The sequence below is a fragment of the Candidatus Villigracilis proximus genome (assembly GCF_016717045.1).
Taxonomy (GTDB): Bacteria; Chloroflexota; Anaerolineae; order Anaerolineales; family Villigracilaceae; genus Villigracilis; species Villigracilis proximus.
In genome coordinates this window covers 488,771-506,508 of sequence record NZ_JADJUO010000001.1, presented here as the reverse complement: position 1 = coordinate 506,508, position 17,738 = coordinate 488,771, and the positions used below count along the sequence as shown (strand labels likewise).

18 protein-coding genes are annotated in these 17,738 nt (G+C 49.9%); all 18 read left to right on the top strand.

Annotated features, from left to right (window positions below):
• Positions 1-148: 148 nt before the first annotated feature.
• The 18 genes from IPL71_RS02685 (at position 149) to IPL71_RS02600 (ending at position 17,607) form a co-directional block, all read left to right on the top strand.
• On the top strand, positions 149-631 hold the full coding sequence (locus tag IPL71_RS02685; RefSeq protein ID WP_345318580.1) for a cytochrome c maturation protein CcmE: 483 nt from the start codon (positions 149-151) through the stop codon (positions 629-631).
• Positions 632-712: 81 nt separating this feature from the next.
• The gene (locus IPL71_RS02680; RefSeq protein ID WP_345318578.1) at positions 713-2,773 is read left to right on the top strand and encodes a heme lyase CcmF/NrfE family subunit; all 2,061 of its coding nucleotides are present in this window, start codon (positions 713-715) and stop codon (positions 2,771-2,773) included.
• Between the two features lie 76 nt (positions 2,774-2,849).
• Positions 2,850-3,329: a cytochrome c-type biogenesis protein gene (locus IPL71_RS02675; protein WP_345318576.1), complete on the top strand. Its 480-nt coding sequence runs from the start codon at positions 2,850-2,852 to the stop codon at positions 3,327-3,329.
• A 74-nt stretch (positions 3,330-3,403) separates the two neighbouring features.
• Positions 3,404-3,970: a TlpA family protein disulfide reductase gene (locus IPL71_RS02670; RefSeq protein ID WP_345318574.1), complete on the top strand. Its 567-nt coding sequence runs from the start codon at positions 3,404-3,406 to the stop codon at positions 3,968-3,970.
• A 49-nt stretch (positions 3,971-4,019) separates the two neighbouring features.
• Positions 4,020-4,493 (top strand): zinc ribbon domain-containing protein, encoded by a 474-nt coding sequence (locus tag IPL71_RS02665; protein WP_345318572.1) that lies wholly within the window; start codon positions 4,020-4,022, stop codon positions 4,491-4,493.
• 39 nt (positions 4,494-4,532) lie between these two features.
• Complete coding sequence (locus tag IPL71_RS02660) at positions 4,533-5,033, top strand: c-type cytochrome (protein ID WP_345318570.1); 501 nt, start codon at positions 4,533-4,535, stop codon at positions 5,031-5,033.
• Positions 5,030-6,412: a c-type cytochrome gene (locus tag IPL71_RS02655; protein WP_345318568.1), complete on the top strand. Its 1,383-nt coding sequence runs from the start codon at positions 5,030-5,032 to the stop codon at positions 6,410-6,412. The genes IPL71_RS02660 and IPL71_RS02655 overlap by 4 nt, the downstream gene beginning before the upstream one ends.
• A 33-nt stretch (positions 6,413-6,445) precedes the next feature.
• Positions 6,446-7,144: a heme ABC exporter ATP-binding protein CcmA gene (gene ccmA / locus IPL71_RS02650; RefSeq protein WP_345318566.1), complete on the top strand. Its 699-nt coding sequence runs from the start codon at positions 6,446-6,448 to the stop codon at positions 7,142-7,144.
• 12 nt (positions 7,145-7,156) lie between these two features.
• Entirely contained in the window at positions 7,157-7,732 is a 576-nt protein-coding gene (locus IPL71_RS02645; protein WP_345318564.1) for a heme exporter protein CcmB, read from the top strand.
• Between the two features lie 213 nt (positions 7,733-7,945).
• Positions 7,946-8,644: a cytochrome c biogenesis protein gene (locus tag IPL71_RS02640; protein WP_345318562.1), complete on the top strand. Its 699-nt coding sequence runs from the start codon at positions 7,946-7,948 to the stop codon at positions 8,642-8,644.
• 26 nt (positions 8,645-8,670) lie between these two features.
• Entirely contained in the window at positions 8,671-8,868 is a 198-nt protein-coding gene (locus tag IPL71_RS02635; protein ID WP_345318560.1) for a hypothetical protein, read from the top strand.
• A 49-nt stretch (positions 8,869-8,917) separates the two neighbouring features.
• Positions 8,918-10,534: a lysozyme family protein gene (locus IPL71_RS02630; RefSeq protein WP_345318557.1), complete on the top strand. Its 1,617-nt coding sequence runs from the start codon at positions 8,918-8,920 to the stop codon at positions 10,532-10,534.
• A 192-nt stretch (positions 10,535-10,726) separates the two neighbouring features.
• On the top strand, positions 10,727-10,960 hold the full coding sequence (locus IPL71_RS02625; RefSeq protein WP_345318555.1) for a hypothetical protein: 234 nt from the start codon (positions 10,727-10,729) through the stop codon (positions 10,958-10,960).
• Between the two features lie 9 nt (positions 10,961-10,969).
• Positions 10,970-12,247 (top strand): hypothetical protein, encoded by a 1,278-nt coding sequence (locus IPL71_RS02620; protein ID WP_345318554.1) that lies wholly within the window; start codon positions 10,970-10,972, stop codon positions 12,245-12,247.
• 33 nt (positions 12,248-12,280) lie between these two features.
• Positions 12,281-14,125, top strand: coding sequence for a rhodanese-like domain-containing protein (locus tag IPL71_RS02615; RefSeq protein ID WP_345318552.1), 1,845 nt, complete (start codon positions 12,281-12,283; stop codon positions 14,123-14,125).
• Positions 14,103-15,110, top strand: coding sequence for a LysR family transcriptional regulator (locus IPL71_RS02610; RefSeq protein ID WP_345318550.1), 1,008 nt, complete (start codon positions 14,103-14,105; stop codon positions 15,108-15,110). The genes IPL71_RS02615 and IPL71_RS02610 overlap by 23 nt, the downstream gene beginning before the upstream one ends.
• 87 nt (positions 15,111-15,197) lie before the next feature.
• On the top strand, positions 15,198-17,183 hold the full coding sequence (locus IPL71_RS02605) for a (Fe-S)-binding protein (RefSeq protein WP_345318548.1): 1,986 nt from the start codon (positions 15,198-15,200) through the stop codon (positions 17,181-17,183).
• Positions 17,184-17,247: 64 nt separating this feature from the next.
• Positions 17,248-17,607 carry a hypothetical protein gene (locus IPL71_RS02600; RefSeq protein WP_345318546.1) on the top strand — a complete coding sequence of 120 codons (360 nt, stop codon included), beginning with the start codon at positions 17,248-17,250 and terminating at the stop codon, positions 17,605-17,607.
• Positions 17,608-17,738: the final 131 nt, after the last annotated feature.

Here is a 17,738-nt window from a genome sequence, read left to right as displayed (position 1 = left end):
ACAAAATCGGGAAGTTTTAGTGACATACATCCACCCACAAAACTAAGGGTTATTTAATCTCGCCATGTAAAATGAATATAGATTGTTACATTTTACACATTTTCATATTTTGAGATATTTCGATCTCAAAATCCTTTCGGAGGAATCCATGCAAATCAATAAATTTTTCCTTGGCGGCGCGCTCATTCTGGCGGCAGTTGTTTATCTAATTTTCTCATCCACACAGGCCAGCGCTGAATACTTCATGACCGTGGACGAAGTCAAAGCTGAAGGCACTGCAGCCATCGGCAAAAGCTTGCGTCTCTCCGGCGCTGTGCTCGGCGACTCGATCCAATACGATCCAGAAACACTCACCCTCACCTTTGATGTGGCGCATGTCTCCGGCAATAATGCCGAGATCGAAGCGCAGGGCGGGCTGGCACTGGTGCTTTATCAGGCTGTGAACGATCCCTCCCGCCAGCGTGTGACCGTCATATATGTCGGTCCCAAACCAGATCTGTTGCGCGGTGAGGCACAGGCCATTATGACCGGTAAACTTGGTGAAGATGGTATATTCTATGCCGATGAACTTCTGCTCAAATGTCCCACCAAATATGAGCAAGCCGTACCTGAACAAGCCTCATCGAATTAAAAAAATAACCTGACAGGTTTAAATCTGTCAGGTTTTCTTTCGACGCAAAATCTTTAGGGTCTAATTACAAAAGGAAGTCTTATGTTCGCAGAATTTGGATATGGCATTTTAGTGGTAGCTTTTCTAGTCGCGCTTTATAGCGTGGTTGCGGCAATCTATGGTGCAACAAACAAATCGGCTTCTTTGGTTGAAAGCGCGCGGCGCGCCATGCTGCTGACATTTCCGCTGATCTCCATCGCGGCCGCATCTTTGATCTATCTATTGGTCAACAATCATTATGAAGTTGCCTTCGTGTACGAAGTGACCAGCCGCAGTATGCCGACCTACCTTAAGGTGACAGCCTGGTGGGGCGGACAAGCCGGCTCGCTCGTATTTTGGTCTTTTCTTCTTTCCGCCTTCGCATCTGCAGTCACTCTGCGCAAATGGGAGCGCGATATCGAATTTCTGCCGTGGGTGATCGTGGTCTGTTCTGTCACACTGATTTTCTTCCTCGGCCTGGTGATCTTCTACGAAAATCCATTCACACGCTTTTGGCTGGTCGGTGGAAATGTAGAACCGCACATGTTCGCCCCCTTAAATGCGACTCTCTTCACTGCTCAAGATGGGCAGGGACTGAATCCGCTTCTACGCCACCCGGGCATGGTCATTCATCCACCCATGCTTTATCTTGGCTTCGTCTCCTACGTGATCCCATACGCCTTCGCCATGGCCGCACTCATCACCGGCCGCACCGATGACCGCTGGATCCGCCTCACCCGCCGCTGGTCTTTGTGGGCCTGGCTCTTCCTCTCCTTTGGCCTCGTGCTCGGTGGACGCTGGGCTTACGATGTACTAGGCTGGGGCGGTTATTGGGGCTGGGACCCGGTTGAGATCGCGGCCTTCATGCCGTGGCTGACAGGTACCGCATTTTTACATTCTGTCATGATCCAGGAAAAACGTGGTCTGCTCAAACACTGGAACATGATCCTCGTCATTTTGACCTACTCCTTGGTTATCTTCGGAACCTTCCTGACACGTTCTGGTGTGCTTTCTTCAGTTCACGCCTTTGCCAACAGTCCGATCGGACCATTGTTCATGGGCTTTGTCAGTCTCTCGTTGATCGTCTCCATTGCGCTGGTGATCTGGCGCTGGCCTGACCTGCAAAGTGAAACTGAAATGAAGTCCATGCTCTCACGAGAAGCATTATTCCTTTTGAATAACCTGCTCTTCATGAGTATTCTTGTTGTCTGCTTCTGGGGCGTGATCTTCCCCCTCGCTTCAGAATTATTTACTGGACAAAAGATAACAGTAGGCCCGCCCTTCTATGAACGTGCTACAGCTCCCCTCTTCTCAGCTTTACTGTTCCTGATGGCGGTTGCTCCACTCTCTGCCTGGGGACATTCCACCGTACAGACTCTGGGCCGCGCCATGTGGAAATCCGCTGTCGCCGCCTCGATCGTGACCGTGATCCTGTTCTTCACTTACACCAGCAAGATCGGCGCTTTGATCGGGTTCTTCCTCGTTACGCTCATCTTGTTCGTTACCTTTCAGGAATTCTGGCGCGGCGCACGCGCGCGTCAAAAAGTGCAAGGCGAAAATTTCTTCACTGCACTCTCACGCCTGATGGGACGTAACCGCCGGCGCTATGGCGGATACATCATCCATATCAGTATGGCATTGATGGCAATCGGTATCCTCGGTATTGAAATATTCCAGACCTCCACCCAGGGACTGCTCGCTCAAGGCGAAGAACTCGAAATCGCAGGCTACACCGTAAAATATCGTGAACTCGCTTCATGGGATGATGCAGGCAAAGGCGTGAATTTCACCCGCGCAACTGTGGATATCTATGAAAACGGAATCTATCTCGGTGAACTTAACCCGCGCATTGACTATTACTTCGACTCACAACAAAACATGACCATCCCTGGAAACCGCTCCACGTTTCGAGATGACCTGTACATCCTGCTTGTAGACTGGCAGCCTGTATCCAACATGGGCGCGACCTTCAAAATATACGTTAACCCATTGGTCAACTGGTTGTGGATCGGCAGTTTGCTATTCCTGGTCGGCATTATTTTTGCAGCATGGCCCGATCATGACCCGGCAGAAGAACCAGTCCGCAATGTACGTCGGGTGGGTCAATCCAGCGCGGCGGATTAATAAAATAAGTCAAAGGTTAAAAATTGAAAGTCTTGCGGCTTTCAATTTTTAACCTTCGACTTTCTGGAGATAGCCAATGAAAAAAATATTACTCACCCTTGCTCTTACATTCCTACTCAGTTTGTTTACCAGCGTTGTCTTTGCACAAGACCCCACTCCCTCTGATGATGAAGTCAATGCTGTGGCAAGCCAGCTTTACTGCCCCGTCTGCGAGAGCACACCGCTGGATGTATGCCCGACCGAAGCCTGCCGCCAATGGCGAGATTTGATCCGTCAGCAATTGGCTGACGGCATGACCGAAGACCAGATCAAACAGTATTTTGTTGATAACTACGGCGCGCGCGTTTTAGCCGAACCGCCAAAACAAGGCTCGTACTGGCTCTTCTATATCCTGCCGCCTGTGATCATCCTTGCCGGCGCGATCATCCTCTTCCGCTCACTCAAAGCGTGGTCAAAGCCCATCGCGGCTCCAGCAAGTAGCGGCGCAGAACGAAGCGAACCGTCTAAAGATGAATATGTCTCAAAGTTTGAAGAAGAATTAAAGAAAAGAAAATAATCACAACAAACCTGACAGGTTTCCGAAATGCTTTTATGGTTTCGAGGACTCGGGGTCTTTAATTGGAGAATGTTATGACTGAAACAACCAACCCCAAACGCGGGGTGCCCATTTGGGTGCAGATCGCCATCTGGTTATTTATTGCGGCTCTGCTTGCCCTAGTGGGTGTCACACTTAGCAAACGTCAGCAGGGAACGGTACAGCCCGGCGACACGATCCCAAATTTCACATTGCCATTGTTTAGTGGGTATGAATATGAAGGCCAAAACGAAGTCAAGCTCTCGGCCTTTGAAGGCAAACTGGTGGTGCTTAATTTTTGGGCTTCATGGTGCAAGCCTTGTGAACAGGAAGCCGCTGAACTACAGGAAGCCTGGGAATACTACGAACCCAATGGAGATGTGGTCTTCCTCGGCGTGGACTATGTGGATACTGAGCCCGAAGCACGCGCCTACTTAAAAAAATTCGGCATTACATTTTTCAACGGCCCAGATATGGGAACCAAGATCTCACAGATATTCCGCGTGCGCGGCGTACCTGAAACATATTTCATCGATCAAAGCGGAACATTGTATTATGTAAAAGTCGGGCCGTTCGTTTCCGTGGACGAGATCAAATCCATCATTGACCAAAAACTCCCCTAAGGCGGACACATGGAACTAGGCACAATCTTTTCTTATCCTGGCTGTGATCGTGATCGTTGGCATATATCTGTACGCGCCATTTACAACACGCGCACGCCGCAATCGTGTAAACGAATCACATGAAGTCTCCGCCTTAAAAGCGGAACGTGACCGCGTGATCAATTCATTGCAAGAACTTGATTTTGATTTCAACCTCGGCAAAATCCCTGCGGGAGAATACCCCGATCAGCGTGCCGCTCTTTTACAAAAAGGCGCGGATATTCTACGCAAACTCGATGAACTCGCGCCCGTATCTTCATCAGCGATCAATGCTGAAGCGCGCATTGAAAAAGCCACAGCTGCAGGCCGCGCCGACGCAGCCACATCCCGCCCACTGGCAGACAACGACGATGATCTCGAATCGATGATCTCAGCCCGCCGCAAACAACACAAAAGCAAATCTGCCGGCTTCTGCCCGAAATGCGGCAAGCCTGTATTGATATCCGATAAATTTTGCCCGGCTTGCGGAAAATCATTAAACTAACGTTGAACGTTAACCGTTTCGCGCTCCCTTGAGGAATTCATGAAATTACGCCACACCTTACTTTTAGCGACCTTCGCCGTTCTTCTCACCGCATGTAACTTTACCCTCGCGGAAGATGTCACCCCTCCACCCGGATACGTGCCCCCCACCCCAATGCCCACCATGGGGCCGCTTTATCCTGCCAGCGCACCAAACCCAGCCAACGGCGCGATCATCTATGTTGAAAAATGCGCACCCTGTCACGGTGATACCGGGTTAGGCGACGGCGAACAAGGCAAACAATTACCGGTCACGGTCATTCCAATTGGTTTACCTGAAACCGCGAGCAAGGCGCTCCCATCTGCCTGGTACACACAAGTCACACAAGGCAACCTCGACCGCTTCATGCCGCCCTTCGCAAGCCTGAACGATCAGGAACGCTGGGATGTCGTGGCCTTCGCGCTCACCTTGCACACCACCCCTGAACAGGTCGAAACCGGTAAATCTCTTTTGAAACCGCTTGCGCCGACTGTGCCAAAAATTTCAGCAATCTCGAAATGATGTCTGCGCTTTCTGAAAATGATCTCATTCGAATCATCAAAGAAGGCAAAGGCGACATCCCTGCTTTTGGAAAAGATTTTTCAGATGACGAAGCACTAGCCGTCGCAATGTACCTGCGGACTTTGACCTTCGCCACGCTTCTTCCCACCCCGACAGTTGCTTCGGCTACCGAAACACCACTCAGCGCCGACGCAGAGACTCCGTCAGCTGAGATACTGCCCGTTGATGGCACACAGGTTACAGGTACGCCTGAAGCGGTTATCGTCGAGGGCATCGGGAATGTCAGCGGCTCCATCGCAAACTTAACCGGCGCAGACCTTCCATCTGACATTAAAATTAAATTGACCGCTTTTGAACATGGCGCTGATCCAAATGCCGGGCCGCAGGAAACAGCCTCTTTTGAATCAACCGTCAATCCAGATGGAACCTATTTATTCGAGAATATCAACATCCCTGAAGGCATCATTTACATCGCAGAAGTGGAAGTGAATGGACTCACCTATCAATCAGGATTTGCGATCGCGGAAGCCGGCATGACAGAATTGGTCATCGCGCCCATTACGGTATATGCCACCACCGAAGAGTTCACCGCCTTAAGAGTTGACTCGCTGCAGATGTACTTTGATTTTGCCGGTGAAGGTTCTGCGCAAATCTTCGCGGTGTATTCCATTACCAACACCAGTGATAAAACTGTGATCATCAACATGGGCGAAGATCAGGAAGTTCCATTCATTGCCTTCCCCGAAGGCGCAGAAGCGCTCGGCTACGAAGCCGCCCAGGATAGCGCCGCTTTCCTGCCAACCGCAGATGGATTTGCGATGCCGCCCAGCGAAACCCCTTATGGCCTGATCGCGTTCGCATCCATTCCGAAGGCCAAAGAAATTGTGATCTCACAGGCTGCTCTTTTGCCCATTGGCGAATTAACTTTGTTCCTGCCCGAAGGCGTTGAAGCAAACGGCCAAACTCTTACCGATGGCGGTGTTCAAGCCATACAAACCACGAACTTCCATATTTATACAGGCGGCGCCGCCAATGAAGGCGATCAGATCGAATTCACTTTGACCGGCGAACCCGCAGACTCAACCGCTGTCAACCCGGATGTAACGCAGAATCAGACTCTCTTGATCGGCATCGGCGGACTCGGTGTGGCATTAATCCTCGCCGGCGCATGGATGTTTTTACGTGACAACCGCAAAGCCGCAGATGAAGATGAAGTGGAAGAAGAAGACGACGATGATGAGTTTGAAGACTCAGAATCATTAATGGATGCCATCATTGCGCTTGATGATCTACACCGCGCAGGCAAACTCTCTGATGAAGCCTATCAACAACGCCGCACTGAGCTAAAGAATGCGTTGAAGAGAAAGGGTAATTTGTAACCGGGAATTCCCATTACAAATTACGAATTCCTCATGATTGAAGTAAAAAAACTCGTCAAACGTTTTGGGCTTAAGATCATCCTGCGCGGACTGGATTTTTCCGTGGAGCCAGGTGAGTTTGTGGCTTTGCTCGGTCCGAACGGCGCAGGCAAAACCACCTTCCTGCGTATTCTCGCCACACTCTCACGCCCATCTCTGGGCGAAGTAAAAGTGGCTGGTTATAACCTGCCGGCGCAGTCGGCACAAGTCCGCGCAAAATTAGGCGTGGTGTCTCATCTGCCTTTGTTATATCCAGACCTGACTGCGGAAGAAAATCTGCTTTTCTACGGGCGTATGTATGGCGTTGAAAATATGTCTGCCCGCATCACCGAAGTGCTGGAAATGGTCGGCCTTGAAAATCGCCGCAAAGATTTAGTGCGCACTTTTTCACGCGGTATGCAGCAACGCCTTGCCATTGGCCGCGCCGTGATCCACGACCCCGAAGTGATGTTATTCGATGAACCTTACACGGGTCTTGATCAAGATGCCTCCGAAATGCTGGATGAAGTGCTGCGTTCTGTTGCAGCCAAAGGCCGCACCGTGGTAATGACGTCACATGATCTGGCCCGCGCTGAAGACCTCGCCACCCGTTTTGACATCCTTTCGCGAGGTGTGATCACTGCCTCTACCACACAAAAGAAGTTAAAGAAAACCAACCTGCTTGCATTCTATAAAGAGTCTCTTGAAGCATAACGAAACATACCCATGAAGACATCCTCTCCATCTCTCTTAAAAGCAACACTTGCAATCGTGCGAAAAGACCTCGCCGCGGAATTTCGCTCGTTTGAAATGATCTCTGCGATGCTGGTCTTTTCCCTGCTGGTCATCATCATCTTCAACTTTGCGCTGGAGTTGGATATCAAAACACGTCAATCAGTTACTGCGGGCGTCTTATGGACAACCTTCGCCTTTGCCGGCACACTCGGACTCAACCGCTCCATGTCTGTTGAAAAAGACCGCGGCTGTATGGACGGCCTGCTGCTCGCACCTGTAGACCGCTCGGCCATTTATTTTGGCAAAGCCATCAGCAACCTGACCTTCATGCTGGTGGTGGAAGCCATTATTCTGCCGGTATACAGCATGTTATACAATGTAAATCTATTTCGGATCGACCTGGTCGGCGTCATCCTGCTTGGCTCCATTGGATATACGGCAGTCGGCACATTGCTCTCAACCATGTCTGCTCAAACACGCACACGGGAAATATTATTGCCCATCCTGTTGTTCCCTGTTGCCATTCCAGTTCTTTGGCGGCCGTCAAAGCCAGCGGCGGATTACTAACAGGCGCGGAATTTTCAGAGATACTCACCCCGCTGAATATTCTCATCGTGTACGATGTGATCTTCATTGCCGTCGCATTCATGGTATTTGATTTTGTTGTTGAAGAATAAAAAACTGCAAAATCTACATTGTCAAAAAACCGGCTTCTCAGGTATTTTTATATCAAATCAAGTTTAATGAACCGTACACAAATCTTATAAAGGAGTTCATTCAATGCAATCCAAACCAATCGCACTCACAATTTTGGATATTATTTCAATCATTGTTCTCGGTGTTGCCGCCTACCTCTCACTTTTCTTTGCCCCCACCGAAGCCGTTATGGGACAGGTTCAGCGCGTCTTCTACTTTCATGTCGGCACCGCCTGGGTCGGCCTGCTCGGTTTTATCCTCGCCGCAGCAGCGGGCATCGCCTACCTCGTCACAAAAAACATGGCATGGGATCGTTTTGAAGTGGCCGCCGTGGAAGTCAGCACCATGTTCTTTTTCATTACTATCGTACTTGGTTCCATTTGGGCCCGCCCCGCCTGGAACACCTGGTGGACATGGGACCCGCGCCTCACCACCGCCGCAGTCACCGAACTGATCTATATCGCCTACTTTATGCTGCGTCAGGGAATTGATGACCCCGAAAAACGCGCGCGCTTCGGCGCCGTCTACACCTTGCTCGGCGGCCTTAGCGCACCGATCACCTTCATGGTCATTCGCCTCTTCCGCACCATTCACCCGGTCGTCATTGGCAGCGCAAGCGCCGAAGCTCAAGGCGGCTTTGACATGACCAGCGATATGAAAGTGGCCTTCTTCTTCGCCCTCTTCGCCTTCACCGTCATCTTCATTGACCTGATGTGGAACCGCATCCGTTTGGGTCAGCTCGAAGAAAGCGTTGAACAGCTAAAACTCAACGTCGCAATCTGAACCTAACACAAAAAACGGAGAACACCATGTTCCTAGAAACCATGCCCGACACCTCAGCCTACATGATCGCAGGCTTCGGTATTTCCTTCGCAGTCATGGGCATATACGTGCTCAGTATGTATCTGCGAAATACCAACCTAAAACGTGACGCGGAAATGCTCAAATCTTTACAAGCCGAAAACGAAAAGTCAAAAGCAAAGCCCAAACCGAACAAAAAGAAATAGACAGAACGAGACAAAGTCCGCTATAATCAAAGTGGACTTTATTTTTTCCATGAAACGCCGCTGGCTGCTGGGACTCCTCTCAATTATTATTGCCATTTCAGGCACCGCATTCACGCGTAACCCCCAGCCTGTTCCTGAATCCAATCCCCCACCCGGCCCAGACAGAGTCACAACCATTGTTGTGGAATACACAGCCTACGAATGGTACATGGCTACCTGGAAGGGACAAAACATAGTCTGCACTGTGATCGTTGATCATGAAGGTCTGCCGCTCCCCGGGGAAGTCTATCGAGATTGCGGTGAAATCGTCTACAAAAAATGGATAACACAAAAGCCCTGCGTCTCACAAAAACAGAATACCTGTGACGGATACTACACAGTCTTCGTAGACAGCAAACCCATGGAAAAGGAAATATCCATGCTGCTTGCGCCTGCCAGTGTGTGGGTATCTCTCGAAAACTGCGAACCTGTATTAAGCACTTCAACCAATATATGTGAAACAACCCCCGCGCTGGTCATCACCGGGCTTGAACCCTTACCCAATGAATCCATCATCCGCATCGAAGGCACATACGACGGCAAATCTTTTGACTGTGATGGAATCGATACGTGTAAATTCAACATCGACCAAACAGATGAAAACGGCAGCACCGTGGAATTTTGGGCGTATTCCAGTTATGGTGATAGCAGTCTGATATACAGCGCACAAGTCCGCGTGCAAAAAATGGACGAGGGCGATCCCGATCAATTGTATTGGTACGTGGATGTGCTCTCCACACAATGGCAGGGACAAAGCGTTGCCACCTGCGCCGATTCATGGAATGTATTTCCGCCTGTTGGCGGCCCGCCCGAGTGGTTGACCACCCCCACACAAAGCGAAGAACTCAGCAGCGACATTCCCTACACCTACCTCGCCGCAAACCTGATCCTGCAAGGCGAAGTGGATGCCAGTGCCTGCACAGACGGCGGTTTGGATGCTGGCGGTGGTGTTAATCAATGCGGGCTGGAAGCAGCACGCCCGGCGGTTAAGGAATGGCAAAATCAATTCGATGAATTGATCCTGACCACTGCGCAGGAAACCGGTGTACCCGCGCGGTTGTTAAAAAATCTCTTCGCAAGAGAAAGCCAGTTTTGGCCGGGCATTTATCAGGCCGGTGGAGACGTGGGACTGGGTCAACTGACAGAGAACGGCGCAGATACCACTCTCTTCTGGAACTCCTCTTTCTATAATCAATTCTGTCCGCTTGTTTTAAAAGATGGGGAATGCGGTGCAGGCTATATGCATCTTGATGAAGAACAGCAAACCTTATTACGTCATGCGCTGGTGGGCAGTGTAAATGCCACCTGTGAAGATTGTCCGTTGGGATTGGATTTGACTCAGGCAGATTTTTCAGTAGGCGTATTTGCACACAGCATGATCGCCAACTGCGAGCAGGCCGGGCAGGTGGTTGAAAATTATACGAACAAAACACCGGGTGAAGTGGCTTCATTTGAAAACCTGTGGAAGTTCACTCTCGTCAACTACAATGCTGGCGGTGGTTGTCTGGCAGATGCGATCACACCCGCGCTTGAGCAAAACCTCGAACTGACTTGGGAAAACATCTCGCCTTTTCTGGCAGGTGCGTGTTCAGGTGCTGTCGATTATGTAAATGATATAAGCAAATAAACTATTTTTTGGACGATCTACTTTCCCGCAGGAATCTACTTTCCTGCGGGATTTTTTTATTAAGGGAGGATTTCTTCGTTTAAGTAATCAGTTTCCATAAGTAAGTCTAATAAGTGAATATTATATAAATCACTTGTTTGCATAAGGTGAATCAATAATAATTGTGAAAAATAACACAACTTGTGAGGCAAAGTGAAACTAAAACCTATTGGCTTACTAATTGCAGGTGCCTGTTTGATCGCAGCTTGTGCGACTGTAAAAGTGGAATTCCCTACAGGGACGGAACCGCCTCTCGCAACAGAGGCAGTTCTCGCGTCGACGCCTGAAGCGGATAAATGTCTGGCTTGTCATACCGATAAGCAGCGCCTCATTGATACGGCCAAACCCGTGGAGCTTGCAGAAGCAGAATCCAAAGGTGTTGGCTGAGGGGGCGATGTGGCTCCGTTGGAGCCATGGGAAAAAGTTTTGGTGGATGCGGGGAAGTTCCTGCCAACCGATCACGGACAAATCGCATGTATGGAATGTCACAACGGTGTGCAGGCTTCAGAGAAGGAAGCCGCGCATGTGGGATTGATCGCCAGCCCAAGTTCAGAACCTGAAAAATATTGCGGTGGTGAATGTCATAGTGAACAAGTTGCCACATATCCATTTGCGCTTCATTCCACCCAGCAGGGATATTGGACTGCGCTTGAAGCGCGCGGGGGGAGTCACCCTGCGCTGGATGAGATGTTCGGGAACCATTGCGCCACCTGTCATACGACATGCGGTGAGTGTCATGTAAGTCAGCCGAAGAATGTGGGCGGCGGCCTCTTTACCGGCCATGTTTTTGAAACGACTCCGCCCATGACGCGTTCCTGCACGGCTTGCCATGGCAGCCGCGTGGGCAATGAATTTCTTGGTAAGAACGAGGGGATTCCAGGTGATGTGCATTTCCGTGAGGCACGTATGAACTGCGTGAAATGTCACGAGGGTGAAGATATGCATGGCACAGCGACAGATGCCATGACCGCTGAGGTAAATCGTTTTGCGGGAACGGAATCTCCCAAGTGCGTGGACTGTCACGAAGAAGCCGCACCAAATGGGGACGACAATCCGATGCATCAGGTACATGGCGATACGCTTTCGTGTCAGGTTTGTCACTCGGTGACATATACCAGTTGTGATGGATGTCATGTGGCGGTGAGCGAGACCAGCGGGAATCCATTCTTTGAGACCGATGCAACGTATCAAACTTTCCTGATCGGACGTAACCCCATTCAATCTGAAGAACGGCCCTATGCCTTTGTGCCGGTGCGCCATACTCCGGTCACAGCGGATGCCTATGAATATTATGGTGAAAACCTACTGCCAAATTTCAACGCAGCGCCAACCTGGGTCTATTCCACACCGCACAATATCCAAAAAAATACAGCACAAAATATTTCCTGCGAAACATGTCACAACGGCGATGCGAGCATCTTCCCTACCGCAGATAAAGTGAGACCGGAGGAAATGGAAGCCAATCTTTCTGTGATCGTTGAGTCTCTGCCGCCAATGCTGACACTGGAACAGACGCTTAACGCGCCGACCACGCCTGCGAGTCATTTGGAACATGCCTCAAATTCATGCACAGCCTGTCACACGAAAGGTATTCGCAATGCGCCTGTCAGTCCCGAAGACCACGTAATTTATAAGGACAGAAATTGCTCTGGTTGCCACAAGTTGCAAAAGTAACTTGATAAAGAAAAAATATTAAGGAGAAGCACCATGTCTAAAAAAATGCAAGTATGGTTCGGATTGCTCATAGTTTTCAGTATGATCCTGAGCGCCTGTGCGCCTGCCGCAACACCTGCCGCGGAAGCCACTGAAGTTGCCGCTGTAGTCACTGAAGCCCCAGTTGTAGAAGTCGGCCCGGATGCACAAGCACTGTTTACCGCCCTCATAGCCGACCTGCCCGCTGATAAAGGATACGGTTCTGTCAAAGCCTCCGCGCTCAGCGAAGAAATGGTTGACAAAGCCCCCTTCATTCTTGATGTACGCGAAACCGCTGAAGTGGAAGAGGGCGGCTTCATCGAAGGCTCGATCAATATTCCGGTACGCGAAGTACTCGCCAATCTCGATAAACTTCCCGGCCTTGATGAACCCATCGTAGTCACATGCGCTTCCGGCCATCGCGGCGGCATGACCATGGCAGCCCTAAAAATGCTGGGCTATACCAATGTCCGCAATCTCAATGGCGGCCTAAATGCGTGGAAGAAAGCCGAACTCCCTGTAGTCACCGGCTCCATGCCCGCAGCCCCAACAGCCATCAGCACTGCCATCATTGAAGATCAGGCTTTGTATGACATGCTTAATGGCTTCCTCTCGACCTTGCCCGAAGGATTCTACGCTGTAAAATCTGACAAGCTCGCCGAAGAACTGGCAGGCAGCACTCTGCCGACCATCATTGATGTGCGCAGTCAGGCTGAATGGAACAAAGACGGTTACATCGAAGGCTCGATCAACGTCCCCTTCAGCGACCTATTTACCAATCTGGATCAGATCCCCGCTGACAAAGATGCCCGCATCGTAGTGCTATGCGCCTCCGGTCATCGCGGCGGAATCACCATGATGGCACTGCGCTTGATGGGCTATACAAATGTCATCAATCTTAATGGCGGTCTGAACGGTTGGAAAGCCGCCAGTATGCCTGTGGTTGGTTATGTAGATTGGGCAGCCGTTTGGAGTGAATACCTCACCAATATGCCCGAAGGCTACTACACCATCAAAGCGCCAGACCTTAACATCGCCCTCACTGAAAACGCCCCCTTCCTACTTGATGTGCGCGAAGCCGCTGAAATTGAAAAAGACGGCTACATCGCCGGCGCAGTCAACATCCCGGTACGCGAAGTTCTCGCCAATCTCGATAAACTCCCCGCACAGGATCAGCCCATCGTCATCTACTGTGCATCCGGCGCTCGCGGCGCCCTCACAATGGCATCCCTGCAATTCCTGGGCTACACAGATGTAAAAAACCTCGCAGGCGGACTTGCTGGATGGAAGAAAGCTGAACTCGCAGTTGAGACTGGCGCACCTGCCGCACCGGTAGCTGGTACTGCACCCGAAGTAGACGCCACCCGTTTAGCGAATCTCACTACCTTCTTCACAGACATGCCTGAAGGTTTCTACACCGTCAAATCCGCCGACTTAAACGTGGAATTGACCAGCACCCCCGCCCCATTCATCTTTGACGTACGCACCGCAGACGAATTCGGAACTGGCTACATCGAAGGCGCGATCAACATCACCATCAACGATGTCCCCGCTAACCTCGCCAGCCTGCCCGCCGACAAAGCTGCGCCGATCGTAGCGCTGTGTCAATCAGGTCATCGCGGCGCTTTGGTCATGATGTACCTGCGCATGACCGGCTATACCAAAGTCCGCAATCTTGCGGGCGGCATGAATGCCTGGGTAGCCGCTGAGCTCCCCGTAGTGAAATACCATATTCCTTACACCAAACAGCCCGCGGGGAAACTCGCGGGCTGTTTTTTCCGGGGGATTTGCCCAGAAATACACATACAACTATTGACAATTCTCACTGGCAACAACCATGACAAACGCTTATTATTGTGATAAACAAGCATCAGAGTTAATTATCAGGGAGAAGAAAATGGTTGAGTTATCCACCTTGCGTGTGTTCCTTGTCGCCGCAGAAGAGAAAAATTTTAGTAAGGCGGCGCGCCGATTGAATATGTCACAATCGGCTGTCAGTCAAAATATTCAATCAATGGAACAGGTATATAACGTGGAATTGTTCCAAAGACATGGCCGTTCAGTAATTCTGAGCGAAATCGGAGAAGCCCTGCTTCCCATGGCGCGTGATGTACTGCGCGCAGCCCGTCTGATGGAAGATAGCATACGGGATGTAAAGAATGAGATCGGCGGAGAATTGCTGATCGGCTGTTCCACATCTGCCGGAAAATACCTCATGCCAGCGCTGCTCTCCATGTTCCAATTGGAATATCCCGCTGTTCATCCACGAGTAAAGGTAATGGGGCGGGAAGGCGTTTATGACCGCCTATACAATCAAGTGATTCCTTTTGGCGTTTCAAGCAAACACTTCGATCACCGTGACCTTGAATGTATGCCTCTTTTTGAAGACCGAATCTTTTTGATCGTTCCCATTAATCACCCCTGGGCCGCATACGGCCAAGCCCTGCCCGATGACCTGCTCGATCAAAAGATCATCATGCGTGAAGAGCTTTCGGGCACATGCGAAACAGTGATGCAGGGACTCAAATCCTACGGGATCACACCTGACATGCTCAATGTAACCATGGAACTTGGCAACCCCGAAGCGATTGAAATGGCCGTCGAGCGCGGTGTGGGAATGGCCTTCGTCTCCGAAATGGTTGCAGCACGCGGACTGGCATTTGGCCGCATTAAAAAAGTTGAATTGCAGGGATTGGACTTGCACCGCACCGTACACATGGCGCGTCACGTTCATTATCCATTTACGCGTGCCCAAAACCTGTTTTGGGATTTCGCAAAAGCTCAGCACGACAAACTAAATACAGAGATCTGGGACAGTCTGGTGAATTTTTCTACAATCTCTTGAGTTGTGCTAAACTAGGCACACGATGTCATTGTCAATATTCTTCATCCCCTCGAAGATAGCAATGACATATTGATTCCAGGAGGCCCCATGCTTTCACTCATTGAAAAGATCCTCTTTGTCATTGCAACGCTTGTCTCTCTTTATTTTACATATCGCGGCGTGGCAAGGATCATGCAGCATATCGGCAGCGGACAGGGCAAAATTGACTGGTCACTCGCTATCAAACGGATTGGCGATCTCATTCTCAAAGTGGGATTGTTCCAACCCGTTTTTCGTTTTAGATTAATCCCCAGTATTTTGCATGGACTCATCGGCTGGGGTTTTCTCTCGTTCCTGCTGATCAATCTCGCGGATCTGATCTACGCCTTTACCGGATTCAAACTCCTTGAGCATACCGGCCTGTTTGGAGATTCCTACCGCCTGCTCGCAGACATTGCAAATGTTGCGATCATCGTTGGCATTCTGGCAATGGCGTTTCGCCGCTTCATCCTACGGCCTGCGACGCTGACCACCCGTGAGACGACTCTGCTTAATCCGCAGGCGCGCTTCGGTATTCTGCGTGACTCTGCAATTGTGGCCACATTCATCTTCATTCATAACGCGATGCGCTTTTTGGGAGAATCCTTCAGCGTGGCATTGACAGGTGAAGCTGACAGATGGCAACCCACTATTTCAGCAGTGGCAGGCTTATGGTCCGGTATGGATGCGCGTGCGTTGGTGGCGGGGGAACATGTTGCGTTCTGGTTGTCGATCGGGGCAGTCGTCGCATTCCTTCCGTATTTCCCATATTCAAAACATATTCATCTTTTCTTTGCACCGTTGAATTTTGCGTTGAAACCTGAAAGAAAATCAATTGGCGAATTAAGTTATATCAATCTTGACGATCAAAGCATTGAACAATTTGGCGCGGCAAAAATGAAAGACCTCGGCTGGGAGCAGATCATGGACAGTTACGCCTGTATCATGTGCTTCCGCTGTCAGGAAGTTTGCCCCGCGTATAACACCGGAAAATTATTATCACCGGCCGCATTGGAAATTAACAAACGCTATCACTTCAACAGCGGCGGCACGACCGATGTGGCAATGACGGATTTAATTTCTGAAGAAGCGGTGTGGGCTTGCACAAGTTGCGGCGCCTGCGTAGATATTTGCCCCGTGGGCAATGAACCGATGCGCGATATTTTAGACATCCGCAGAAATCTTTCGATGATGGAAAGCGCCTTCCCCAAACAATTGGAAACCGCGTTCAAAGGCATGGAACGCAATCAGAACCCGTGGAATGTTTCGCAAGCGGACAGAATGAAATGGGCTGATGGCATGAGCGTGCCAACCATTGAACAAAATGCCGAACCTGAAATTTTATGGTGGGTTGGCTGCGCGCCCGCTACTGATACGCGCGCACAAAAGACAGCGCAAGCCTTTGCAAAAATTTTAAACGCGGCGGGAGTTAATTACGCAGTGCTCGGCAAGAACGAATCCTGCACAGGCGACTCTGCAAGACGCGCCGGCCGTGAAGATATTTTCTTTGGCCTCGCTTCGCAGAATGTGGAAATATTAAATGAGGTTGCGCCAAAACGAATCGTGACGACTTGTCCGCATTGTTTGCACACGATCAAAAATGAATACCCGGCCTTCGGCGGAAATTATCAGGTCATTCATCATACGCAATTAATTAATGAGTTGGTCGGTGCGGGAAAGATATCGATGAATCTCGAAGGTGACAATATGAAAGTTACTTTCCATGACCCGTGTTATTTGGGACGTCACAACAAGATCACAGACGCGCCGCGCACAACATTGGATAGCGCCGGTGTGACAACCATTGAAATGCCGCGCAACGGAGCCAAGTCCTTCTGCTGCGGAGCGGGCGGCTCACAAATGTGGAAGGAAGAAGAGAATGGAACAGCGCGAGTGAATGCCACCCGCTTTGAAGAAGCCAAATCCACCGGAGCGGATACAGTTGCAGTGGGCTGTCCATTCTGTATGACCATGATGAGCGACGCGTCCAAAGCCGATGGTGGAAATATCCAAGTAAAAGATGTAGCCGAGATCGTGGCTGAGAGAATGAAATAATTTTAGAAAAAGGGATGCGTCTATAATCACATCTCCTTTTTATTCCCAAACTTCGGAGCAGACGATGAAACTCATCGAGGGACGAAATGGATATTTATATGTTGAATACTCAGAGCCATATCAGTTCAATAAAATTGTTGAGCTAATGTACGAAGTAATCACCATATGTGAGACCGAAAGCTATCAGAAATTTCTCGTGAACATCAGCAATATGACAGGCAAAGTACGCCAGATTGACCGTTTCGAACTCGCGATGAAAGGGGTATCTCTCTTTCAATATAAGGGAAAATATGCGATCGTCTATTGCAAGGAAGAGATCAACAGCTTTGCTGAAACCGTAGGTGTCAACCGCGGATTAAATGCCCGAATTTTTGACGACATGAACGAAGCAATTTCATGGTTAGGAATTGAAAATAATCAGTGATCAAAAGGCGGACAGAAATGTCCGCCTTTTTTCATCCTTCCTAATTCACGCAAAGCGTTCATCCTTTTCTCTTCCATCCTTCATCCTTTGTCTTTGTTATAATCCCTCCTAAGATTATCCAATTCAGGAGA